Origin of the sequence: Psychrobacter sp. SZ93C1 (genome assembly GCF_015864635.1) — a bacterium.
Taxonomy (GTDB): Bacteria; Pseudomonadota; Gammaproteobacteria; order Pseudomonadales; family Moraxellaceae; genus Psychrobacter; species Psychrobacter fozii.
On sequence record NZ_JADYWY010000002.1, the window covers coordinates 388,969 to 414,324 of the forward strand.

At 42.8% G+C, this 25,356-nt stretch carries 20 protein-coding genes and 1 tRNA gene; 16 read left to right on the forward strand and 5 right to left on the reverse strand.

The features are described 5' to 3' along the window. The first annotated feature begins 7 nt into the window (after window positions 1-7). From I6E83_RS04515 to I6E83_RS04525, 3 genes are all read left to right on the forward strand, one after another. Entirely contained in the window at window positions 8-880 is an 873-nt protein-coding gene (locus tag I6E83_RS04515; RefSeq protein ID WP_110922807.1) for an alpha/beta fold hydrolase, read from the forward strand. A 410-nt stretch (window positions 881-1,290) separates the two neighbouring features. Beyond that, complete coding sequence (rluF, locus tag I6E83_RS04520; protein ID WP_110922808.1) at window positions 1,291-2,295, forward strand: 23S rRNA pseudouridine(2604) synthase RluF; 1,005 nt, start codon at window positions 1,291-1,293, stop codon at window positions 2,293-2,295. Between the two features lie 100 nt (window positions 2,296-2,395). Continuing rightward, window positions 2,396-2,839, forward strand: a complete 444-nt coding sequence (locus I6E83_RS04525; RefSeq protein WP_110922809.1) for an SRPBCC family protein — start codon at window positions 2,396-2,398, stop codon at window positions 2,837-2,839. A gap of 247 nt (window positions 2,840-3,086) precedes the next feature. Here I6E83_RS04525 and I6E83_RS04530 read toward each other — a convergent pair whose 3' ends face one another. The 3 genes from I6E83_RS04530 to I6E83_RS04540 form a co-directional block, all read right to left on the reverse strand. Then, window positions 3,087-3,398: a DUF1244 domain-containing protein gene (locus I6E83_RS04530; protein ID WP_110922810.1), complete on the reverse strand. Its 312-nt coding sequence runs from the start codon at window positions 3,396-3,398 to the stop codon at window positions 3,087-3,089. A gap of 224 nt (window positions 3,399-3,622) precedes the next feature. Next, window positions 3,623-4,909, reverse strand: a complete 1,287-nt coding sequence (locus I6E83_RS04535; protein ID WP_110922811.1) for an aminotransferase class V-fold PLP-dependent enzyme — start codon at window positions 4,907-4,909, stop codon at window positions 3,623-3,625. 122 nt (window positions 4,910-5,031) lie between these two features. Next, the gene (locus I6E83_RS04540; protein ID WP_110922812.1) at window positions 5,032-6,276 is read right to left on the reverse strand and encodes a dicarboxylate/amino acid:cation symporter; all 1,245 of its coding nucleotides are present in this window, start codon (window positions 6,274-6,276) and stop codon (window positions 5,032-5,034) included. A 194-nt stretch (window positions 6,277-6,470) separates the two neighbouring features. Here I6E83_RS04540 and I6E83_RS04545 point away from each other — a divergent pair, with 194 nt between their 5' ends. Beyond that, window positions 6,471-7,403 (forward strand): LysR family transcriptional regulator, encoded by a 933-nt coding sequence (locus I6E83_RS04545; RefSeq protein WP_110922813.1) that lies wholly within the window; start codon window positions 6,471-6,473, stop codon window positions 7,401-7,403. Between the two features lie 363 nt (window positions 7,404-7,766). Here the strand turns inward: I6E83_RS04545 and I6E83_RS04550 are convergent. Further along, window positions 7,767-7,841, reverse strand: a tRNA-Gly gene (locus tag I6E83_RS04550). A 259-nt stretch (window positions 7,842-8,100) separates the two neighbouring features. On the opposite strand from I6E83_RS04550, the gene I6E83_RS04555 reads away from it, so the two are divergent. The 3 genes from I6E83_RS04555 (at window position 8,101) to I6E83_RS04565 (ending at window position 12,489) form a co-directional block, all read left to right on the forward strand. After that, on the forward strand, window positions 8,101-9,765 hold the full coding sequence (locus I6E83_RS04555) for an alpha-keto acid decarboxylase family protein (protein WP_110922814.1): 1,665 nt from the start codon (window positions 8,101-8,103) through the stop codon (window positions 9,763-9,765). A 202-nt stretch (window positions 9,766-9,967) separates the two neighbouring features. Continuing rightward, complete coding sequence (locus tag I6E83_RS04560) at window positions 9,968-10,303, forward strand: GlpM family protein (RefSeq protein ID WP_110922815.1); 336 nt, start codon at window positions 9,968-9,970, stop codon at window positions 10,301-10,303. 392 nt (window positions 10,304-10,695) lie between these two features. Beyond that, window positions 10,696-12,489, forward strand: a complete 1,794-nt coding sequence (locus tag I6E83_RS04565) for a potassium/proton antiporter (RefSeq protein WP_197100141.1) — start codon at window positions 10,696-10,698, stop codon at window positions 12,487-12,489. 4 nt (window positions 12,490-12,493) lie between these two features. Here I6E83_RS04565 and I6E83_RS04570 read toward each other — a convergent pair whose 3' ends face one another. Beyond that, window positions 12,494-13,396, reverse strand: coding sequence for a LysR family transcriptional regulator (locus tag I6E83_RS04570; protein ID WP_227680805.1), 903 nt, complete (start codon window positions 13,394-13,396; stop codon window positions 12,494-12,496). A 185-nt stretch (window positions 13,397-13,581) separates the two neighbouring features. Between I6E83_RS04570 and speB the strand changes: the two genes are divergently transcribed. The 9 genes from speB to I6E83_RS04615 all read left to right on the forward strand — a co-directional run bounded on the left by speB (window position 13,582) and on the right by I6E83_RS04615 (window position 25,330). Beyond that, a complete protein-coding gene (speB, locus tag I6E83_RS04575) occupies window positions 13,582-14,538 on the forward strand; it encodes an agmatinase (protein WP_110922817.1) in 957 nt (318 codons plus the stop codon). 184 nt (window positions 14,539-14,722) lie between these two features. After that, on the forward strand, window positions 14,723-16,069 hold the full coding sequence (locus tag I6E83_RS04580; RefSeq protein WP_197100142.1) for a purine-cytosine permease family protein: 1,347 nt from the start codon (window positions 14,723-14,725) through the stop codon (window positions 16,067-16,069). A 5-nt stretch (window positions 16,070-16,074) separates the two neighbouring features. Further along, complete coding sequence (locus I6E83_RS04585) at window positions 16,075-16,866, forward strand: carbon-nitrogen hydrolase family protein (RefSeq protein ID WP_227680814.1); 792 nt, start codon at window positions 16,075-16,077, stop codon at window positions 16,864-16,866. Continuing rightward, window positions 16,863-17,606 (forward strand): MBL fold metallo-hydrolase, encoded by a 744-nt coding sequence (locus I6E83_RS04590; RefSeq protein ID WP_110922821.1) that lies wholly within the window; start codon window positions 16,863-16,865, stop codon window positions 17,604-17,606. Before I6E83_RS04585 ends, I6E83_RS04590 begins: the two co-directional genes overlap by 4 nt. Window positions 17,607-17,697: 91 nt before the next feature. Continuing rightward, entirely contained in the window at window positions 17,698-19,419 is a 1,722-nt protein-coding gene (locus I6E83_RS04595; RefSeq protein ID WP_197100144.1) for a 5-guanidino-2-oxopentanoate decarboxylase, read from the forward strand. A 91-nt stretch (window positions 19,420-19,510) separates the two neighbouring features. Continuing rightward, on the forward strand, window positions 19,511-21,301 hold the full coding sequence (dld, locus tag I6E83_RS04600; RefSeq protein WP_197100145.1) for a D-lactate dehydrogenase: 1,791 nt from the start codon (window positions 19,511-19,513) through the stop codon (window positions 21,299-21,301). Window position 21,302: 1 nt separating this feature from the next. Continuing rightward, on the forward strand, window positions 21,303-22,709 hold the full coding sequence (locus tag I6E83_RS04605; protein ID WP_197100146.1) for a YjiH family protein: 1,407 nt from the start codon (window positions 21,303-21,305) through the stop codon (window positions 22,707-22,709). Between the two features lie 194 nt (window positions 22,710-22,903). Next, window positions 22,904-24,433: an aldehyde dehydrogenase family protein gene (locus I6E83_RS04610; RefSeq protein ID WP_197100147.1), complete on the forward strand. Its 1,530-nt coding sequence runs from the start codon at window positions 22,904-22,906 to the stop codon at window positions 24,431-24,433. A gap of 285 nt (window positions 24,434-24,718) precedes the next feature. After that, window positions 24,719-25,330, forward strand: coding sequence for a TetR/AcrR family transcriptional regulator (locus I6E83_RS04615; protein ID WP_197100148.1), 612 nt, complete (start codon window positions 24,719-24,721; stop codon window positions 25,328-25,330). Window positions 25,331-25,356: the final 26 nt, after the last annotated feature.

The following is a 25,356-nucleotide window of genomic DNA, read 5'->3' on the forward strand; positions in this document are numbered from 1 at the left end:
GTTTCTAATGATAACTCTTGATGAGTGGCAACGGCAGGGGCAATATGAATCCATTCATGGGTATCAAATATTCACTCGGTATGCAGGGGATAAAAGTGCGCCTGTATTGCTATTGATTCATGGTTATCCTAGTGCCAGTTGGGACTGGGAGGGCATGTGGGATACGCTAACCGAGCATTATTATGTCATCACCCTCGATATGCTGGGGTTTGGGTTATCAGCCAAACCCAAAAACGCGCGCTATCTAATCAGTGAGCAGGCCGATATTTATCAAGCGGTTTTAGAAAGGCTGGGCATCAGTGATTATCATATCTTAGCGCATGACTATGGTGATACAGTGGCTCAGGAGTTGCTGGCAAGACAAGTTGAGGATAGTATTGAGCTACGCATTGCCAGCGTATGCTTCTTAAACGGTGGTTTATTCCCTGAGACGCACAAACCTATCTTGGTGCAGAAACTACTGCTATCGCCATTGGGTCCTCTGGTATCAAAGCTGATTAATAAACAGAAATTTGCGGGCAGTCTACAACGGATATTTGGCCCCGATACACAGCCTACGTCAGAGGTGATAGACACGTTATGGCAGTTGTTAAATCACAATAACGGATTGGGTGTGATGCATAAGTTGATTAACTATATCCCCCAACGCCAGCAGTACCGTGAGCGATGGGTAGGTGCCATTATCAACAGTACCGTACCTGTGAAATTGATTGCTGGTGCCAGAGATCCTATCTCAGGACAGCATATGATTGATCGTTATCGTCAGTTGATACCCGATGCTAATGTAACCAATATGCCTATGTTAGGTCATTATCCGCAGATAGAGGATGCAGCGGCAATCACAGCGGCCTATCTACAATTTAGACGCAGTATTCTGTAAATACCGTTTAATCTAAAACACGCAAGGCATCAAGTGGTGCTCTGCGTTTTTTATTCTATTCTCATTGCTTGAGTCTCAAGCGCGTATAAGCTATTAGCTGAGTTAGAAAAACGCATCACGAAATGAATCGCATAGGTCAAAGTGAATTAAGTTCAGAAAATGAAGAGACAAGCTCAATCTGTTCCATGTTTTTCAATGCTTATCTGTTTTTTAAACCTTTGATATGATGAACAAGTAATTTTGACGCCACTCTGATTGACATAACTCTGGATATATTTCTAACTCTTCGCTCATCTCTCCTCAAAGGGACACTGAATTTCCTATATAATGAGAGCTATTTCGTTATTGATAATCCATTCAATTTAGGCTTTTTGAGCAAAAAAGCTTTTCCTCAGGTAAAACGGTGCTCTATGTTTAACGCTTCCTCGACTCGTTTAAATAAATACATCAGCGAAAGCGGTATCTGCTCCAGGCGAGATGCTGATCGCTTTATTGAACAAGGTAATGTGTACATTAATGGCAAGCGCGCTTCGGTGGGTGACCAAGTGGCTGCTGGAGATGCGGTAAAGGTTAATGGGCAGCTTATTGAGCCACGAGAGCCCGATGATTTTGTGTTTATTGTCTTGAATAAGCCAGTGGGCATTGTGAGCACCACAGAAAGCTCCGAGAAAAATAACATTGTCGATTTTGTGAGACATAGTTTACGTATTTTCCCGATTGGACGTTTGGATAAAGATTCCCAAGGGTTAATATTTTTGACCAATAATGGCGATCTGGTCAACAAGGTGCTACGTGCTGGTAATAACCATGAAAAAGAGTATCTGGTCACGGTCAATAAGCCGTTAACCGATAGTGTTATTGAGGGTTTGGCGGGCGGTGTACCAATGCTTGGCAAGATGACGAAAAAATGCCCAGTGACTAAAGTAGCGCCTAATGTGTTTAACATTACGCTAGTTCAAGGTCTGAATCGTCAAATTCGCCGTATGTGTGAGCATTTTGGCTATGAAGTCGTAAAACTTGAGCGTACACGGATTATGAATGTAAGTCTCAAGGGTACGCCCGTTGGAGACTGGCGAGACTTAACGCCAAAAGAGTTGTCTGTGTTACTTAAATCTGTAGAAGACTCTTCTTCGCAAGACAATAAATCACCTAAGAAATCTAGTAATGCATCACGAAAAAAACCTCGTACTGATGCCTCATCAAAGTCAAAACCGTCTTCAAAATCGGCGGGTGCGGCAAAGGGGCGTAACAAATACGCTAAGGATGATGCTAAAAAGCCAGCAGGTTCTAAAGGTAGAGATGGACGTCCTGCTGGTCGTGGTAAGCCGTCAGGGGGTAATGGTAAGTCTGGAGGCAATGGCAAACCTGCTAACAATGGCAGGCGTCCTTCAAAAGGCCGAGGGTCTAAGCGGTAGTAGTTTCGCGATCATAAGTTTTTAACGTGCGACTGCTTTATTCATTTTTAAATGTCAGTAAGCTAAATAATTTTAACTTTGACCTTAACAGGATAATATTATGTTTAAAATAAAAGTAGAACGCATTGTCAAAAAACCGATTGATGAGGTATTTGAGGCACTGAGTGACCACGCCAGTTATGGCTCATTTAAAGCCGTAGGTGTAGCTAAGTTGGTGAATGAAGGTGACGAGGAGCGCAATGGCGTTGGGGCTTTACGTACCATTCAATCGGGACCTGTTAAGTTTTGGGAGCGCATCACGGCGTTCGAGCGTCCTACTCACATGCAATACCAAATCGAAAAATCTAGACCTATAAAAATGCAACATGATAAAGGCGTCATTGATTTAAAAGACTTGGGCGATGGCACCACACACGTGACTTGGGTATCTGAGGGTCGATTGACTGTACCATTGCCATTATTCGGTCGCCTATTTGACCGTCAAATGCAGAAGCAAGGAACCATAGGGTTTAGCAGTATACTCAAATCTATAGAAAGCCGCTAATCTAGCGGCAGTATTGGCTTTTTTGATATAACTATCTAGGGCGTGTCCTCAATTCAAACGAGTGCCCTCTAAATGGGCTAAAAATAGCTAAATTTTGCCAAACATCGTCAAATATCTGGTCAATATCCTGATATTATCTGCGCTATTTTCCTCGTTTGACTGCAATTTATCTTATTTTGATCATCATTTTTAAAATGAGGACACACCCTAGTGATGGCTTATTTTATTTGAGCCATCACTGTCAGCTTTAATCTGCTTTGTTCTTAGCAGCTTCTATCTCGTTAAAACGTGCTAACTGCTCGGGCGTTGCTTTCTGTTGATACTTCTCTTTCCACTCAGAGTAAGGCATACCATAAACAAGCTCGCGCGCATCTTCGTATTCGATTTCAATACCACGCTCTTCACCAGCCGCTTTATACCATTTGGATAAACAGTTACGACAAAAGTCAGCAAGGTTCATCAGTTCGATATTTTGTACATCTTTACGCTCGTCTAAATGAGCCAATAAGCGACGAAATGCCGCGGCTTCTAATTCGATGTTTGATTCTAATTTTGCCATAAGGTTTTCCTAGTTATAATTGAGTCATTTCAAAACTGAAATGATACTAACGATATAAATATTGCGCAACCTATGTCGTTCTATATTAAAAAAGGTATACAAGAAAACTTGGCAAACTCGTTGTATTAGCTATATTTTGACTAAAATGAGGTGAATGATATAACTTCATTTCAGTCAAAACTGTTATATGTCGGAATGATTAAAAGCCTTTAAGCTAAGTTAAATTACTGCATCTGACAAAGTGTTTTGGTAACTTCTAAAAATTCTTCTATATCTTGTAGATTATGGCAGTGGATAGGTGATACACGAATTGATCCTTTCAAACCAAATGATTCCAACATTCTTGAGGAGTAAGGGCTTGATAGTAAACGTTCGAAAGTGACTACCCCTGCGGCTTCATAATGATCTACGGCTTTCTTATATTCTAAATTGTCAAAACCAATAGCCATAATAAAGTCTTTTTGGGTCAAGTCTTTGCAATCTAAATAGACGTTTACGCCGTCTATATGTCTTAATCCTTGCACATTTTCAGTGCCTTCTAACATTGCGTGCATTAAAGCTCTTTCATGCAATTTGATACGGGTCATACCTTCTACAAAAAGATATCTTCTTTTCGTTGAAGTAATGAACTGCTCTCCTAACCAACACACGTAATTGACGACTTCAGTGACTGCTGCAAAATGTGCTGGGGCAGGGCTACCAAGTTGCCAATAATCATGTGGCTTCGCAATTAACTTATTGTGTGGTAATTTCGCCAATCGCTCTGATACATAACCAACTCCAAAACCACGTGGACCAAAAAACTTATAAGGCGCAAAATTAATCCCGTCAACGGCTACCTTGCTCACATCGATAATCCCATGTGGTGCATGTTGTACGGCATCAGCCACAATATACAGATCAGGTTTAATTTTTCTTGCTTCGGCCACTATTTTGGCTTCATCTAACAAGGCACCAGACACATTTGATGCATACATAAAGCTTAATAAACACGTATCTTGGTCAATCAGTTTGATCACTTCCTCAACATCGACGCCACCTGTCACAGGGTTAGTCTTAGCCACTCTTAACTCTTTCCCTGTTGCCTTGGCATAAGAAGCCATTGCGTCATAAGCCGAAGGGTGCTCTAACAAGGTTGTCACCACATTATTGCCAGGTACATTCTCCATCACAGTTCTGACTATATCAAACATGACCATAGAGGCAGTGAGCGATGTAACGATACTGCCTTTATCAATATTTAAGATGGTTTCTATGGAACGATACCCTTCTTCTTGGATATCCATCAGCCATTTCGCAGTTGTATTGCCATGCTCTGGACAGTCTGGCAATTCATCTAGTTCTTTAAAAATATTACTGGCCGCTTTTAATCTAAATGAGCCACCTGAGTTATCAAAGAAAAGCCTTTTTGTTTTATTAATTGGGTCGATATCCACGTGATAAAACTTGTCTTTAATCATCTCACTCAAGGACTCACTAAAAAGCTCACCTTGTTCAATGTTGTATTTCATGACGATTATCCTATTATTTTTTTGAAAATTAAGAGTGAGTAAGCAAGGCAGATAATAAAGTCACAACACCGTATTCTCTGCTTTGTTTAATAGTTTTAGCTCTATTGTGTAATGTAAGAGAGTTATGTTTTGGCTAATTTTACTTCCTGATTGGGTTCAATCTCGTCTTCAAATAAGTTTTCTATTCTGGCAATACAAAGCATTGAAACCATGTCGCCTGTTACGTTGAGTGTGGTATGTCCCATATCAATTATTCTGTAGATTGCCGCAATTAAGCCGATAATATCAGCAGGTAACCCAATTGAGTCCAATAGAATAACCATCATCACGATGCCACCACCTGGAATCCCCGGCGAACCAATTGCTATTAGCGTTGCCATAGTGATGGTCATAAATTGTTGAAAGAGTGTCATCTCAATGCCATATATCTGAGCAACAAACATAGTCCCAACGGCGAAATAAACGGCTGCGCCATTCATATTAATCGTTGCACCCAGAGGAAGAGAAAAACCTGCTAGCTCCTTTGTCACACCAAATTTTTCTTCTGCTACTTTCATGGTGACTGGAAGAGAGCCTGAACTGCTTGTTGTACTTGCCGTGATAGCCCAAACGGCAGGGATATGTTTGAAAAATTCTTTTAAACTTACTTTAGCTACGAACTTTAATAGGAAGATATATAAGAATAAAACAACGCAGATCATCGCTACATAATCAGCCAAAATAAATTTAGCCAACGGTCCAAATATCTCCAAGCCATACTCACCAACTGAGGCAGCGATTAGTGCAGCAACACCATAAGGAGAAAATCCCATAATAATGTCAGTAACCTTAAGCATTATTTCCGTTCCACTATCAACAACTTTCTTGAAGGGCTCGCTTTGTTTGCCTAGTATTGTCATTCCAATACCAAAAAAGGAAGAGAAGATAATAATTTGCATTAAGTTACCCTCAGCAAGCGCTTGAATAGGGTTAGTCGGTACCATGCTTAACAGGGTTTCAGAGACACTAGCCATCTCTTTTATTACAACTGGATCTGTTGAAATAATATTCATCTCAAAACCTTGTCCAGGCATTAATAAATTTGCAACAATAAGTCCAATGACTCCTGATAACAAAGTGGTTACGACATAAAATAGTAACGTTTTACTACCCACACGTTTTAACTTTTGTATGTCTCCCATATTGGAGATTCCACTTGCTATTGAGAAAGCCACGAGTGGTACAACTATCATCTTGATTAGGTTTAAGAACAGATCTCCAATGGGCTTTGCGATCAGCGCTTGTTCTTTAAAGAAGATACCTGCGGCTATACCTATGGCAAATCCAATGAATACTTTAGTACTTAGTTGCATCCTTTTTTTTCTCATAATGACACTTCCTATGTGTTACGTTCATGTGAGGTTCTAACCTGCAAGGCTAGTTAATGCTGTAGGAACAATGTTGCAACTATTGGTACAAAATTTATCCACCCCTAAATCTACCATTACAGTTAATATTATAATAATGAATTAAAGAGGTTAGATATATTCAAACTATTAATATATAAACATGAGGTAATCTAATGAAGACTGAGCAAATAGAAACATTTTTGATGATCACAGAAACAAAGAACTTATCTTTAGCGAGCAAAAATCTGTTCATCTCTCAATCGGCAGTTAGTCATCGTTTGCGCGCTCTAGAGGAACATCTTGACTGTGAGTTATTCATACGTGGCCGTGGTGAAAAGCTAGTCACCTTGACACAAAAGGGAGAGGAGTTTGTTGAAATAGCAATGCGTTGGAAAGCGTTATGGCGGGAAACGAAAATATGGGCATTACAAGAGTCTAAAATGAACTTAAGTGTAGCTAGTATTGATAGTTTAAATACTTGTGTGTTTTCAAATCTATATAAAGAATTGATTAATAACAATAATACAGATGATAAGAAAGCTAGTGAAAGCAGCAATGGGATTACTTTAAATGTGAGTTCTCACTGGAGCAAAACTATTTATGACCTCATTGAGAATAACGATATCGATATCGGCTTCACACTTAATTCATTAAAATATCCAAATGCTATATCTAAACCTTTATTTAAATCTAGAGGAGTTATTATTTCTTCCATCTCATCAAAATATGCTAGATTGGTTCACCCGCATGATTTAGATACAGCTGATGAAATTCTTTTTTCAAGTGTTTCTGAATACCATATATGGCACAATTTTTGGTGGGAAAAAAATCAGAATGAGTATTCTAGTGTTGATACGGTTTCACTATTATTCACTGTTTTTGACTTTGAAGAAAAATGGGCTATCGTCCCTGTTTGGATTGCACGTGTATTTGAAAGAATCCACCCTGTTAAAATATCTGAGCTTAGCGTACTTGCACCCGAATATACTTGTTATCAAGTGACGAATCGCTACCCTAAGTCAAGTAGGTTGAAAGCCATTGAAAGGTTTACAACGGCCTTAGAAGATTATATGAAGACAGATGCTTTCATTAATAGTGTGCAGTAAGAGGTTGAATGTTAAAAAATCACAATCTCATATAAAATCTTAATAGTATCTCTTTCGAGCGCAATTTATTAGCCCACTAAGCTCAAACTATATTTAAGAGAAGTTGTTATAGAAATTTTACATTCATCACATTATGCTTAATAGCTGATATAGCCAAAGTATGGTCAGTTATGTATGTGAGGTTTTAGGGTAGGGCACAGTTTGGGCACCACCATGGAAACGGGATTTTTTTTGAGTAGTTAGACTTAACTATATTCAAAACGATATTTCGAGAATTTCTCTAAAAGCCCCGAAAATCAGGCAAAAAAAATCCTTACTTCTTAAATAAGAAGTAAGGATTTTAGTGCTCTTTCAAGCCATATTTGGAGCGGGAAAAGAGATTCGAACTCTCGACCCCAACCTTGGCAAGGTTATGCTCTACCACTGAGCTATTCCCGCTAATTATCAATTAACTATCGTCAGTTGATGAAGGCGTATTATACGCAGTTTTTTTTACCTGTCAACACTTACGTTAAAAAAAAGTAAAGTTAGTAAAACAGGCATGTCATCCAACTGCATAGATATGTTATAACAGTTTCTTATAAAAACTATTCCAAAAGCTTTGCATTGAATAAATAGGCTGGAATACGATTTATAATTTACTTCAATTATATAAACAATCGTCAATACTTATAATGATAAGTCATAAGGATATAAAATGAGTCAACAATATACCATCGCTGATTATTTGTTTGATCGCATCGCAGAAGCGGGTGCATCGGAGATATTTGGTGTCCCTGGTGATTTTAATTTAACTTTTTTGGATAACATTCTTGCCTCTGATAAATTGCGTTGGGTGGGTAATACCAATGAGCTAAATGCTGGTTATGCTGCAGATGGATACGCCCGTGAGCGTGGGTTTGCGGCGATGGTCACGACTTTCGGTGTGGGGGAGTTGTCAGCGATTAATGCGACGGCAGGCTCTTTTGCTGAGTACGCACCTGTATTGCATGTTGTGGGAGCGCCAAGTACCGCTCTACAAGACTCAAAGCGCCGTATTCATCACTCGCTTGGTGATGGCGTATTCAATCACTTTATTAAAATGGTAGAGCCAGTAACCGTGGCACGGGCGCAACTCACACCAGAAAACGCAGCCTCAGAGATTGATCGTGTCATCCGCTTGATTCTTAAGAAACATCGTCCTGGCTATCTGCTGCTATCACCTGATGTGGCAAAAATGCCCATTTACCCACCAACTACAAAACTGATTGACAGCCAAGAAGATATCACTAGCCAAGCGGCATTGGCGGATTTCAAGCAAGCGCTTATAGCGTTTTTACCGAATAAAACCACGACGCTTATGGCAGATTTAATGGTGCATCGTTTAGGGTTGCAAAATCAGCTCAAAGCACTGATTGCTGATACGGATATTCCTTATACCACGCTGTCTTGGGGTAAAACGCTACTTGATGAAAACAGTAATCGCTGGGCAGGAACTTATGCAGGCGTCGCCTCACGCCCTGTGGTCAAGGACGTAGTAGAAAACTGCGAATGCCTGATCAAAATAGGGGTGCAATATACGGATACAACTACGGCAGGGTTCAGTCAAGATATCAACGAAGATGTGGTAGTAGATTTGCATTATGAGCGTGCATCAATCAGCGGTCAAAATTTTGCACCGATTGCGCTAAAAGATGCGCTGCAAGTCTTGCATGAAGTCATGACCTCTGGTATCAAAATCGTGCCAAAACCTTTCTGTGAGCCTGTCAACCCTCACGAGCAAAACGGCAAAGACGATGAGGCCATTCGCCAAGACGATCTGTGGCATATTATTGCAGACCATTTAGATCATAATAACTTGGTTTTTTCTGAACAAGGTACGGCTTACTTTGGTATTAGTGATGTGCGTTTGCCACAGGGTGTTACGTCTTACGGGCAACCAATGTGGGGTTCGATTGGCTACACGCTGCCCGCAAGTTTGGGTGCTGCCATTGCGTCGCCAGACAAGCGTAGTGTGTTGTTGATTGGTGATGGTTCTGCCTTACTCACTATTCAAGAAATCGCGGTGATGATCCAAGAGCGTACCAATCCAGTCATCGTGTTGATTAATAATGATGGCTACACGGTAGAGCGTGCAATTCATGGTGAAAATCAAGCTTACAATGATATTCCTAAATGCAATTGGCAGTTGATGCCACAAGCCTTTGGTGCGACTGAAGAAAACAGCTTGATGATCAAAGTAGAGACCGCTGGTGAGTTGAAAGCAGCACTCGAAAAAGCAGCAGTGACCACGGATAAGTTGGTGATGCTAGAAGTCATCGCCGACAAACATGATATCCCGCCATTATTAGCAGACATCAGCGCGGCACTAAAGCCTTCTTAAATGAATAGCAGTGCATAAAGAAAATTAGTTTTTATATCAATTTTTTTTAGTTTTTAGACAGTGAAAGCTCTATTTGGCACAATGCTAAGTAGGGCTTTTTTTGTATTTTAGGATTCTCATTATTTATTATCAGCTATTTTGTTCTGTGCGTTCATTATCGTGATAAATTAAGCGATTAATATGCGATAGGAGAGAACGCATCATGATTTGGCTAAAAATGCTTATTGGTGCCTTGATGGTATTGGCGATTCAATTATTTGCACAAACTCGATTTTTCTATTTGGCAGCACTTGCGCCACTTTTTCCCACGTTTACTTTGATCAGCCATTTCATTGTTGGTACCGAGCGTAGCCCTGCTGATTTAAAAGTCGCCTTGATATTTAGCATGCTCGGCGTCATACCTCATCTTATCTATACTTTTGTGGTGTTTTTTAGCATTGGCTATGTCAGCTTATATAAAGCATTGATGCTGGGAGTTGTCGCTTGGATGATTGCTGCCGCTATCTTAGTGCTTACGTGGCAATATATACAAGCGTAGTCAGTATTGAAGAGAGTCTCTAAAATAGTATGCAAAACAGTTCCAACTGTATTTATAGGGCTTAAGACGTGTCATCACACTCACTTATACAACCATGATCAAAGTGAAAGAAAATGCTAGTAAAAATATTTATAGATAGTTTTTATAGACATGATAGTAGATGTTATTCTTAATGATATTTTTAGTACAGTTAATCCTATATAAAAGAGTGACGGCGTCAACCTCGCTTGAAGTATCACAGTTACAGCTACACTCGGTTACCCTGACTCTTTTTTAAATTGAATCAACTATATTTAGATCTGGATCTTACTAGTAAAGGTAAAAGATTAAATTGTAATATTTTCGCACCAACTTAATTCATCACCATTGATAAAAATAGGGCTTAAAAAAAGATGGATACCTTAAATATCCTATATCTCGTAGGAGCATTGTTAATTTTCGCCAGTATTATGGCCAGTACATTGTCAGCGCGCTTGGGCGTTCCCTTGTTACTATTGTTTTTGATAGTAGGCATGTTGGCTGGCGAGCAAGGTATCTTAGGGATTGAGTTTTCTCAATACGCGTTGGCCAATTTCGTCGGGCAGGCAGCTTTAGCCTGTATTTTGCTAGATGGTGGTCTACGTACTTCTTTTAAGTCATTCCGAGTCGGACTCAAGCCCGCGATTACGCTGGCCACGTGGGGTGTGCTAGCCACGGTCATGGTGCTAGGGGTATTCGTCACTTGGTTGCTCGATGTCGATTGGCGTTTTGGTCTATTGATGGCGGCCATTGTTGGTTCGACCGATGCGGCAGCAGTATTTTCTCTATTACGTAATGGCGGTGTCAAGCTCAACGATCGCGTCCAAGCCACGCTTGAGCTAGAGTCCGGTGGCAACGATCCATTGGCTATTTTATTGGTCACTGGTTTGATTGCCCTAAACGTTGATCCGGATGGTCAGAGCGTACTTGGATTTTTAGGTTTGCTGTTGCAGCAGTTAGGCGTTGGTTTGGGCATGGGTTTGCTCTTTGGTTATTTGTTGTCGCGGCTATTGCCCAAGGTGCATTTGGCAGAGGGTATGTATGCTATTTTGATTCTGTCTGCTGGCTTGGCCGTTTTTGCGGCTACCAATATGTTGGGCGGTAGTGGGTTTTTGGCGGTGTATCTCACGGGTGTCATGATTGGCAATCACAAAGTGCGCTCGACTGAGCATGTGATGCGAGTCATGGATAGCTTTGCATGGTTATCACAAGCGGTGCTTTTTGTTGTATTAGGACTATTGGTCACGCCATCGAATGTTCTCAATGTCTGGCACTATTCAGTAGCGATAGCGGCCTTTATGATTTTTGTAGCTCGTCCTATCGCCGTATATACCAGTGTCAAACCATTCAAGTTTAAAGACAGAGAAATTGGCTTTATCTCTTGGGTCGGACTGCGTGGTGCGGTACCTATTACATTGGCTCTCTTACCGGTGATGGCAGGCATAGACAATGCCTTTATGCTGTTCGATATTGCTTTTGGCGTCGTCGTTGTGTCTTTGATTTTGCAAGGAACGACCATTCCTATCATGGCGAATTTGTTTAAGGTACGTATTCCAACGAACAAAGACCCAAAAGAAGAACACGAAGTTTGGGTGTCTGATAAAGCCAGTATTACTCTATATGAGTTCGAAGTTCAATCAGGTGCTTTTGCTATCGGTCGACATCCCTTGGAGATCTCTAAGCGTGTCAACCCTGATGAGATTCGTATTTTTGCACTGGTACGTGGACAGCAGATTGTCGTTACTGATGAAGAGACGAAGCTCAAATTTGGTGATAGCGTCTGGTATGCAATGCGAGGCAATCACGCCAGCAAGATTGCCAAAATCTTTAATGATACGACTTTGAATCATAAAGCAATTGACGACTTTTATGGAGATTGGCTGCTATCACCCAGTGTCAAGCTCGGCGATTTGCCATTTTTTACTGGCGCGATGACGTCCGAATCTCTAGTGGATAACCTAAAACCAAAGCCTAAAGGTGGTTCAAAAAACATGTGGGATCAGACAGTCGCTGAGTATGTTAAGCAACGTTTGGATACTGCACCAGTCTCTGGTGACACTGTCGTAATAAGCGACGAGTGGTCACTGGTCATCAAAGAAGTCGATGACAAAGGCAGACTGCGAACCATTGGCTTAAAACACCGAGAGTCACCCACTATAGGTCAGTGATTTTCTATAATAAATTCATCATTTTATTCAAAAAATCAGCAATGTGTTTGTGTTGGTTTTGGCGATACGCCCAATGGTGCTCGACGGCATAACTGGCTTCCTCTCGCAGTAATATTTTCATCAAACCTTCTCTTTCGTAGCGCATGGCTAGGTCACGAGGCAAGTAGCCAACATGGTGACCGGCCAGAATCAACTGTGCAGTAGCCTCCATATGATACGTCGTAGCGCTTAATGTTTTGGGGCGTACATGATGGATGCTGACATCAGTAATATAGCCTCTTTTTATCCACGGATGGTTTTGTTCTAAGTCCTCTAATGTCAAACCTTCTGAATTATAAAATAACCGGTGCTCGCGTCCGCAGCACACGACCTGTCTCTCTACAAATGCTGGCTTAAACGTCAGTAATGGTGGAAAACTGCCAAAATAACCAACTCCAATATCACTCTCATTACTTAAGAGCTTTTCTATCATGCTTTCAGGACTTTGCACGTCAATAGAAAAGTGTATCAATGGGTTATTACGGTAGCTGTTAGCCAGCCGTTGTCTAAGTACGTCATAAAAAAACTTGGGCATTTGATCGGTTAGGCACAGTCTAATGTGCCCGCCATGAACGGAGTCTAGTTGCTGAATATAATGCAGCTGATGTTGAAAGTTGGCGACTGATTCGGTAAAGGCAACGCAAGCCTCATAAACCGCTGCACCATCCTCTGTCAGCTTAAATCCTGCACGACCACGATGGCATAACGTCATGCCCAAACGGTCTTCTAAATGGGTTAAATGACCGCTAATCACCGAAGGGGTGACGTTTAGGCGCGTCTGAGCTGCCGTTACCCCCTGACAGTCTACGATGGCCATAAAGCTACGTAGGGTTTTTACGTCTATTTTTATCAACTCATCTAATATCAAGAACCATCCTCCGATAAATACTCTCTTCAACAAACTTCTGCTAATAACGTATAAGTCTGTTTTACTACGAAAATTTAGAAGTTTACTTCTGAATTTTACCATGGTTTGCCATCTTATATTTAGGTATTGTCAAGGGTATGTAGCAAATTGTGTATTTTAATTAACAGATAATAAGGACGTAATTTATGAGCTTCAATCAGCCACTAAGCGGTAACGAGATGCCAAGATTTGGTGGTTTCGCCACCATGATGCGCCTGCCAACTCAAGCTGACGCCGAAGGACTAGATGTGGCGTTTGTTGGCGTGCCTTTGGATATCGGTGCATCGAACCGTAGCGGTGCGAGACTAGGCCCGAGACAGATTCGTGATGAGTCACGCATGATTCGTCCTTACAACGTGGCCACTCGCGCTGCCCCTTTTGAGTCATTACAAGTCGCTGATATTGGTGATGTACCCATCAATACTTTTAACCTCCTAAAAAGCGTCGATATCATCGAAAAATTCTATACCGACAAAATCGTTAAACACGGCGCGATTCCACTAACATTAGGCGGCGATCATACCATCGCACTTCCTATCTTACGTGCACTTGCCAAAAAACACGGCCCTGTCGGTATGGTGCATATCGATGCTCATGCGGATATCAATGATGATATGTTTGGCGAAAAAATCGCCCACGGCACACCATTTCGCCGTGCTGTCGAAGAAAACCTAATCGATGGCAACCGTGTGGTACAGATTGGTCTGCGTGGTACAGGTTATAGTGCCGAAGAGTTTGACTGGTCGACCGAGCAGGGCTTTCGCGTTGTGCCTGCTGAGGAATGCTGGTACAAGTCATTGGCTCCGTTGATGGCAGAAGTACGCGAAAAGCTAGGCGATGGTCCTGTCTATCTAAGCTTTGACATTGATGGTATTGACCCTGCATTTGCACCTGGTACTGGTACTGCGGAAATCGGTGGTTTGACATCAACTCAAGGTATCGAAATCATTCGTGGTATGCGCGGTCTAGATGTAGTCGGCGGTGATTTGGTCGAAGTATCACCACCTTATGATCCATTTGGTAACACCTCTGTACTCGCTGCAAATTTATTGTTTGAGATGCTATGTATTCTACCGGGTGTGCGTTACGACGATAATGTCTAAGTTGTTTGCTAATAGGAGTATCTCGCAATGATAACTACAAAGGGATGGGGTAGTAGCTCTCTCTTATTGGTTAAATTAGGAGCATAGGGTAGCTATCCAAATATGGTATATGACCGGATAGCTGCATCGTCACCAGTGCAACTGGCTTGCTGGTATTAATAAAACTCGGTTAAGGAAGACGCTCATGAGTAAACCTTCTTCATTTTTTGGTCAAGATACGCTCTCTCCAAATGAGGCTGGACACAGTTTAGGTTCGATTGGTACGTTTGCGCTGTGGTTCGGTGCCAATATAGTGGTCACGACTATTTTAACTGGGATGTTGTTAGTACCTGATTTACGGTTTACCACCGCTATAACGACAGTACTCATTGGCTCATTGATCGGTGCAATTCCTTTACTCCTAGTTGGTCTGATGGGTCAGCGTACTGGTCTGCCATCAATGGCACTAACGCGTAGAGCTTATGGACCACTGGGTAGTCAGTTGATTTCACTGGTCAACATGGGCGTGCTCATCGCGTGGAGTTGTATTCAGGCTTTGCTCGCTGGCATGAGCCTGAACTATGCCGTTGAAGCCACGACAGGTTATAGCAATCTGCCGCTATTTGTCATTCTGTGCGAGACAGTCGTGGTGTTGATTGTATTACGTGGTCATCTTGGTATTGAGCTTGTTGAACGCTGGGCAGCACTAGCAATGGCAGGTCTTACCGTCGTGGTGCTCTATCAGTTAAATCAGCATTATGACGTTTCTACACTATTTGAGATGCCAGTTGAATCGCGTAATGGTATTACGCTAGGTATCGCTTTTGATATCGTCATCGCCACTGCATTTTCTTGGATGTCTTCGGCAGCTGATTACAACCGCAATTGTAAGACATCTAAAATCGCAGTCTGGGGTACCTACTTTGGTTATATCATAGCGGCCATCGTTGCTATGGGCTTGGGTGCGACAATCTCAGGGCTCTCTATCCTAAACGGCATGGAGCAGACTTACGATCCGACACGCTTGCTCGCTGAGTTTGGTTTTGGTCTACCAGCAGCATTGGTTATTTTCTTCTCAGTCATGACAACCAATGTGATGGCCGTGTATAGCGCCACGCTATCCTGTATGAACATCGCGCCTAATATGAGCTTTTGGAAACCTGCACTTATCATCGGTTTAGTCACTATCTTTGGTGCGCTGATTCCCGGTATTTTAGATCAATTCCAAAACTTCTTGTTAATCGTCGGTGCATTGTTCATCCCAGCATTCTCAGTCATGATTGTTGATTACTATCTTGTTGGTCAAGAAGGCTATACAGAAAAGCTGCTTAATTCTACTAAGCAATTGGGCCGTCCTACTGCAAAAATTGCTATCGTGGCTTACATAATGGGTGCATCGCTTGCCGCTTACTGGACCTTGATAGCACCGCCATCTTTTGGAGCCTCGTTACCCGTCTTTATCATCACTGGTGGACTTTACTGGTTAGGTGCTACTTTATTCACTCGTCCTAATAGTGCGATCACTTCTGCTCAAAAGGAGTCTTCATTGTGAGATTGATGATTGCTCAAACGGACCCTTTATGGGCTGAGCCTACTGCTAATTTAGCAGCATTGGAGTCACTCTGTCGTCTAGCAGCAGAAGCCAAAGTAGACTTATTGGCGCTGCCAGAGCTGGCATTCACAGGCTACAATATCTTTGAGCGCCTTGATGATCTCGCTGAAGCGATGGATGGTCCAATCGTCACCGAAGCTGCCAAGCTTGCTAATAAATACAACGTGCACTTGCTGTTTGGTCTGGCTGAGCAGGGGTCTAATGGTGAGTTTAGTAATGCTGCCGTATTGTTAGATGACAACGGACAGCACCTTGCGACTTATCATAAACGTCACCTATGGGATCGCGAAAATGACTACTTTGCCGCAGGTAAGCAATCCTGTGTGGTTGATACTCGATTCGGTAAATTAGGATTGATGATTTGCTATGACAATGAGTTTCCAGAAGTAGCAAGAGAGCTGGCGCAAGCAGGTGCTCAAATCATATTATCACCTACGGCAAATATGTTGCCGAATGCAGAGCGTCAGGTGCTACAAATTCGCGCTCGAGCAATGGACAATCAGTGCTTTGTTGCTTGTATCAACCGCTCAGGTGTGGAAGAAACGCTCCATTACTGTGGCAATAGCATCGTTGCTGGTCCTGATGGTGAGGTTCTTGGCCGACTTGGCTTAGCAGCTGGCAGCATGATAGTAGATATCGATCTCGCCTGCATTGATGAGAGTCGTACGCACCAAAATTACCTTAAAGACCTGCGTGTTCTTAAGGATACACATGTTGTTAATGGAGCGGACTCATGAGTGAGCAATCATTACCACGTATCAAACCAGAAAACTGGTATCGAACAACCACGCTCAGTGATGGTATTACGCTCATCGATGAGCCGTGGATCAAGCCATTTTTTCGCTGTAATCTATGGCACGTGCGAGGCAGTCAAAGCGATTTATTAGTAGATTTTGGGTTAGGTGCTGTACCATTGCGCCGCCACGTCGCTCTGCTCGCTGATCGCGATATCATTGGTGTTGCTAGCCATACGCATTTTGACCATATTGGCGCGGCAAACGAGTTTGATTGCTGCCATGTACATTCTGCTGAAGCCCATATTCTTGCTGAGCCAGACAATGCTCGCACCTTGGCTGATATGTTTGTCAACGATGAGATGTTTGATGCGCTACCTCCTGAGCCTTATGCTCATTGCGGCTATAAAATCGCTGCACCAGCGAAAATCATGCAACTTGAGGATGGTGACATGATTGATTTGGGCAATCGTCAATTTGAAGTGATTCATACGCCCGGTCACTCCCCAGGTGGTATCGCCTTATGGGAAGCGGCTAGCGAAACTTTGATTTCTGGTGATCTTATCTATGACGGTCCATTAATCGAAGATACATGGCACAGCAATATGTCTGATTATGCCAAGAGTATGCGCCGCTTAAATGCATTACCTGTACGAGTTGTCCACGGCGGTCATTTTCCTAGTTTTTCAGGTAAACGTTTAAACGTCATGATTGATGATTGGTTACGTCACCATGATTTATGATTGACAGCATTCAAGACATATTTAAAAAAATAGCTAACCAACATAAAAATCTTAACTTAATACTTATTACATTTTTCAGGACGAAAAACTCATGACCCAATTGACGCAAATGCCTTCTGATTTATCTACAGTCCCATCTCTAACCTGCGGTGAGCTGCTAGTGCAATGGCTAGAATATTATGGCGTAGAGACCGTATTTGGTATACCCGGTGTGCACACAGTAGAGCTGTATCGCGGCCTGCCCAATACTGATATTCGTCACGTGACACCGCGTCATGAGCAAGGCGCTGGGTTTATGGCGGATGGTTACTATCGTGCTTCTGGAAAGATTGGGGTTTGTTTCATTATTACCGGCCCTGGTATGACCAATATCATGACAGCGATGGCACAGGCACTCGCTGATTCTATACCGATGCTAGTGATATCTAGTGTGAATAAAGTAAAAGATACCGGTAGTGAGGAAGGGCACTTACATGAATTACATGATCAGCAGGGCATGGTCAGTAAAGTTGCACTCACGAGCAAAACCATCTGGCAGCCTGAGTCGCTACCGAAAGTCATCGCAGAAGCCTTCGCTCTATTTAATGGTGCGCGTCCGGGACCAGTTCACATTCAGTTGCCCATTGATGTTATCACTGCCGATGCCAGCCACGTGGCTAAGCCGCCTAGCATAAACGGCTCTAAAGCTAGCCAAGCTAGTAATATCGCTTTGACGTTACCGCAAGTTATGAGACCACTGCCTAATCCTGCGCAGCTTGATTTAATCGTTGAGACGTTAAAAGCAGCGAAGAATCCAGTGTTACTTTATGGTGGCGGCTGCGTTGATGTCGATAGTTCGGCACAAAAACTGGCAGAGCTGATCGATGCACCGACGTTTTTGACGATTAATGCTAAAGGTCTATTACCACCTGCTCATCCGTTGAGCTTAGGCAGCAACCAGTCATTAGCGGCAGGTCGAGCCGTTATCACCGAGGCTGACTTGGTATTGGCCATTGGCACTGAGCTTGGCGAGACGGACTATGATGTCTTCTTTAATGGCGAGTTTAAAATCAATGGCACGTTGATTCGTATTGACTGCGATGCTCAGCAACTGCATCGTCCTTTTAGAGCCGACATCGCGGTATTGTCCGATGCGCAAATGGCTGTTAGCGGACTCTGCACACGTTTAGAAAGTCAGAAGTTGGATAATCAAGCAACAGTGCGAGTCGCTGAGGCAAAACAGGCATTGTTAGCAGATATGACACCAGATTTTGCGGGTCAAAATGCACTGCTTCAACTTATTCGCGATGAAGTCAAAGACGTCATCTTCGTTGGTGACTCGACACAAACTGTCTATAGCGGCAATCTTGGCTTTGAGGCGTTGGCGCCCCGCAGGTGGTTTAACTCATCGACAGGGTTTGGCACGTTAGGTTATGGCTTGCCCGCTGCTATTGGAGCGATGATTGGCTCAAAATCGCCAGTGATCAGCCTAATGGGTGATGGTGGCATTCAATTTACTATTGCAGAACTCATCTGCGCCGCCGAGCTTGAGCTACCATTGATTGTCCTGCTATGGAATAACCAAGGTTATGGTGAAATTCGCCGCTATATGGAAGAGGGTGGCCTACCATTGATTGGTGTCAATATTAAGACACCGAACTTTGAACCTTTAGCAGCAGGATTTGGCGCTGGATATCGTAGAATTACTGATAAACAGCAATTGCTAGAAGCTCTGCAACAAGACATCAACGGCAAGCAGCCTATTATTTATGAGATTGATGAAGCGGATGCATTTGTCGCTGAGATGGGGCAGAGCTTTACCTGCTTTAGTTAATGGTAATGGCTCAAGCGGATGATAATGACTTAAGTTGACGATAATGATTTAAATGTACTAAAGGCTGGTCACTCAAGGAACAACGTCTGTAATGTTAAATGCTCACCACTCGTCTAATAGTTTGAATGCATCGCAGGCGAGCTTGTTAGCAGACTTAGCAGCCGTTGCTGGCGCGCCCAATGTAATGACAAAGCCCAGCCAACAGCAGTCTTATGTACAAGGTGCTATAGAAGCGAGTGCGGATAATGTATTGGCTGTCGTGACTCCAGACAGTTTAGTGACTCTATGGCGTGTCATTAATCTTTGTGCAGCAGTGGATACGATTATTATCGCCCAAGCGGCCAACACTGGGCTAACAGGTGGTTCAACACCTTATGGTGAGTACGATAGACCACTGGTGGTGATCTCGATGCAGTCATTGAACGGTGTGCACTTACTAAATGAGGCGACAGAACTCATTGCCTTGCCAGCGGCGACCCTGCAGCAATTAGAGTCTACCCTTGCACCTTTAGGGCGTGAGCCGCATTCAGTGTTGGGCTCTAGTTGTGTTGGTGCATCGGTGATTGGCGGAATCTGTAACAGCTCGGGCGGAATGCTGGTGCAACGTGGTCCTGCGTATACTGAGATGTCACTGTTTGCCCGACGCAATGCCTCAGGACAGTTTGAGTTAATCAACCATTTAGGGATTGATTTAGGTATACATCCAGAGGAGATGCTTGAAAATCTAGAGGCTGGCACGTTCGAAAGAGACTCAGATAGCCTAAGCAATAGAAAAGCCTGTACCAACCATCATTACCAGCACAAAGTACGTGATTGTGAAGCGGACACACCTGCTAGATTTAATAATGACCCCAATGGGCTGTATGAAGCGTCTGGTTCAGCAGGCAAGGTCATCATATTTGCAGTGCGAGTGGCGACCTTTGTCAAACCGACGCAAGAGCAAACATTCTACATCTCGACCAACGACGCTGATACCTTGACCACGCTCAGGCAACAGTGGCTAAAAAGTGCATTGAACCTGCCTGTATTGGCAGAGTATATGCACAAAGACTATAACGGCATCACAATGCGTTATGGTCGCGATACATGCTTAAGCATGCGAAAGCTCCCAGCTAGCAAGATAGGTGCGCTGTATCGGTTACAAACGAAGATTGGCTATTATTTGGACAAATGGCGATTGCCACAGACTTTGCCTGACCGTGTGCTACAGATGGCCAGTGTCTTTATGCCGCCATCATTGCCAACGCCTTTGGCTGAGCAGTCGCAATCATACCGTTATCATTTGATTATCAAAGTGGCTAATGGTTGTGACAATGGCATTAATGAAAATTCCGATAAACATGATGGCAATAATATCGCTGCTGCACAGACATTTTTGCAAAACCATCTACAGCAACATCAAGGCGTCTTGCATCTGTGTACTGAAAAAGAAGCACAGGCGTTATTAGTGTTTCGTAGTGCTGCCACGGCTGCTATGTTCCGTTATCACAATCTCAACCACACAGCGTTTGGTGAGCTACTATCGACCGATATTGCCTTGCCACGGAATGCCGTAGATTGGGATGAGTCTTTGCCCAATCACTTGCAAGAACGGGTAAGCAAGACTTTTTATTTGGGGCATTTTTTCTGCCATGTCATGCATCAAGACTACCTGCTACACCCTGAAGTAGATGCAAAAAAATTCAAGGACGACATACTGGCGTTTTATGATCAGCGTCATATCGAGTATCCTGCTGAGCACAATGTGGGCCATGTATATACTGCCAAACCTGCATTACATTCTTTTTATAAAAAACTAGATCCAACCAATTCGCTTAACCCAGGTATTGGTCAGACAGAAAAATGGAAAAACTGGCAATCATCGCCCATTAAGGAGAAGTGAAATGACAAACTATATGGATAAGTCGCAGCAACCGATTTTAGGTAATAATACTGTCGATCCAGAAACGCCAAAGGCAGGACAGTGGCGTGCGGCCATGTGGAAGTTTTTATTGTTTTCAGCATTAGGTATTGCGCTATTTATCATACCGTTTCAGTGGGATGGTAAGGTAACGATTTTATTGGGTGTGTTGACCGATACGCTACAAGCTGCGTTAGGCGGGTTTGTGGTCTATATCGCAATGGCGATCGTATCGATTTCCTTCATAGGGGCTTTGGCGGTCAAAATATTAAAACCCACTTTGCATGAAGAGTCACCAGTAAAAAAGCTCTTTGATGTCGATTGGTTTTGGTTAGCCACTCGCTTCTTGGGTATGTTGTTTGTTTGGATGATTTTTTTACAAGTTGGCCCTGAGTTTATTATCAATCGTAATACCGGTGGTGTTATTTTTGAAGACTTGATTCCTATTCTGATTCCTTTATTTTTCTTTGCTATTTTATCGTTGCCGTTTTTGACAGACTTCGGTTTGATGGAGTTTTTGGGAACGCTTTCTAGTAAAGTATTTATCAAGCTTTTCAAACTGCCAGGTCGTTCTGCTGTCGATGCGATGTCTTCTTGGTTTGGCGCAGCCTCTATTGGCTTGCTGGTCACTATGCAAGAGTATGACAAGAGTTTCTATAGCCAGCGCGAAGCAGCCGTCATTGCCACGACCTTTTCGGTGACGTCTATTGCCTTTACCTATGTAGTCGCAAAAACCATCGGCGTAGACAATAATTTCGTCTACTTTTATCTGACCATTGCTTTGACTGGCTTTATCGCTGCGATCATCATGCCGCGCATACCGCCACTATCACGCAAGCCTGATACCTATCATTCGGGTAAAAGTATGCTAGATGAAGGGATTCCTGCTGAATATTCAACTTATCAATGGGCAGTTAACCGTGCGGTGACTCGTGCACACTCTATGCCTAGCTTAGGTCAAGTTTTCAAACGCAGTGTAAACAATTTGTTTGACATCTACTTTGGCCTAATCCCTGTGATTTTTGCTATCGGTACGATTGGCCTTGGTCTAGCAGAGTACACGCCTGTCTTTAACTGGTTAGCGACACCACTAGTACCATTGCTTGAATGGTTACAGATTCCAGAAGCAGCCAAAGCGGCACCTGCCATGATTATGGGCTTTGCAGATATGTACTTGCCAGCCTTGGTGGGCAAAAGTATCGAGAGTGAGATGACACGATTTATCGTTGGTGCCTGTTCTATTACGCAGATTATTTATATGTCTGAAGTGGGCGCGCTGATTTTAAAATCTAACATTAAGCTGAATGTCTTAGAGCTATTCTTAATCTTTATGCTTCGTACCATTATTAGCTTGGTGGTGATTACTTCTGTGGCACATCTGCTGTATTAGTAACGCGTCCCATACTAATCAAGCATATGGCCCAACTATAATGTACAAATAATCGGTTTTTCTGTAATCAGATAAGCCGATTATTTTGTTAATAGTATTACGAGCGCTAGACATAAAAATATTCAATGAATAAAAAAATACTTATATAACAGCAGATGCAGATAACTTTATAAAAAAATAAGAGGTAATTAACCATGATGGAAACGATGAACTCTCAGGGAATAAGTAGAGAAAGCGCCATACAAACCGTCCAAGATGAAGTGATGCTGAATGCCGCTTATATCAATGGTGACTGGATGACGATTGAAGCGTTTACTGCTGACTCTGACCAAGCCGACGCTGATAAAACAAACAACCATGCCTTGTATGATTCACATTCTGGCGACATCATCACCACCACTCGTTTGTGTACCCAAGCTCATGTAGATATGGCAGTTAACGCTGCGAGCCAAGCATATCCTTCTTGGTCACAAACCACGGTAGACGAACGCGCGGGTTATCTCAATGCCATTGCAGATACAATGGAGCAGCAGTTCGATACGTTGGTTGGATTGTCTGTATTAAATAATGGTAAGCCGACGGAAGAAGCAAAAATAGATGTGAGCGATGCCATTGCCTGCTATCGTTATTATGCCAATCTCATCATAAAGCAAGCGACTTTGTCTGAGGTACTTACCAGTGAGTCGAGCATACGCTTGCTAAAAACCTACGCGCCTGTTGGTATTTGCGCACTCATCGTACCTTGGAATTTTCCAATGGTCACGACTGCTTGGAAAGTAGCCCCCGCATTAGCGGCAGGTTGTACCGTATTATTAAAACCATCTGAAGTGACACTATTGCCAGAGCTGATGCTGGGCAATATATTGTCTGCTATTAAGCTGCCAAAAGGGGTGGTCAACATCTTGCCAGGTGCGGCTGAAGTTGGCGCTGCCATGACCAGCCATCCACTAATTGATAAAGTATCCTTTACAGGCAGCAACGTAATTGGGGAAAAAGTCATGACCCAAGCGGCAAAAGGCATCAAAGATATCAGCCTAGAGCTTGGTGGTAAGTCTGCCATTGTCGTATGTGCTGATGTAGATATCGACTACGCTTGTGATTTAATCATCGGCGGTATATTTACCAATGCCGGTCAAATATGTTCAGCGACTTCAAGGTTGCTCGTTCATGAAGATATTGCTCAATCATTATTTGAAACGTTGAAGGCCAAGACAGAAAGTCTAAAAATTGGTGATGGCTTTGCTGTAGATACACAAATGGGTCCAATGGTTAGCGAGCAACAGTTAAATCAGGTCAAAAAATACTTTGATATTGCAGTGAATGAAAATCTTGAGTGTTTGACGGGCGGTGAGATAGTAGAGGGGTCAGGATACTTTGCAACCCCAACGATTTATACAGACGTACCAGTAACCAGTCAGTTATGGATAGAAGAAATATTTGGACCAGTATTGGTGTGTAAAACCTTTACAGAGAAGGCAGAAGCGATCGCCTTAGCCAATGACAGTAAATTTGCCTTGGCAGCTTCTATTGTCAGTGCTGATGAAACTCAAGCATTGGAGATAGCATTACAAATTCAAGCAGGTCATATCTGGATTAATGAGCAACAAATCGTGTTGCCTGAAACTGGGTGGGGCGGGTTTAAACAAAGTGGTATCGGACGTGAGCTAGGCGTAGATGGCTTGTCTGCTTATCAGAAAAGCAAGCATGTGTTATTGCCGTATTAGCATTGCTGGATTAAACAAGTGGGGTTTTTCAGGCTAACGATTAATCGTTATAGTTGAGTTCAAATAATTTCGATACAAGGAAACCGAGTGTAAGCTATACATTAGTATGGTTAGCGAGGGTGACAATGTAGCGGATTTATATGGATTTGACTATAGCCTAATTTTTATTGCGTAAAGTAACTTTACTAGACTATAGTCTCCATTCGATATAAAATTGAGCAATCATTCAAATTTATTGCTGTGCTCATACTTATATGAAGCCATGGCTATTGCAATGGAAAAAATATGTCACGTACTGCGCTTTATAATCGTCATGACTCCTTAGAACGAGCTTTAAAGCTTTTTTGGCAAAAGGGTTTTCATGCGACTTCCTTAAAAGACATAGAGTTAGCGCTCGATATGCGCCCGGGCAGTATTTATGCCGCGTTTGGTAGTAAAGATGGCTTGTTTCAAGAAGCCCTAGATTATTACGCCCGTTCTGGACTAACGGAGCTAGAACGTATATTGAGTCAGCAGCCATCTCCCTTGTTGGGGTTGGCAGCTTACTTGCGTCAGATGGGCGGTATTCGTGACAAAGAGCTACCGAGTCGAGCATGCATGCTAGTCAAAAGCTTGCTAGAACTGGGTGCTCGTGAGCAGGCGGCACTGCAAAAAGTAGAGATGCTGCTGGCAGGTATGGAGACACGTTTTGCCGGTTACTTTATCGAAGCGCAGCGGGTAGGTGAGATGGATAGCGAGCTGGATCCGCTAAGACTAGCACGCCGTTTACAGGCCGAAGTGATGGGGCTGCGAGCTTTTGCACAGCGTGATGTGGATAGTGCAGCAGTACACGCATTGGCTGAAGACATGGCACTTTCTATAGAAGCACTGCGTATCGATGAGTCTGCTACCGTTTAATCTTTCTACCATTGAAAAACAATATT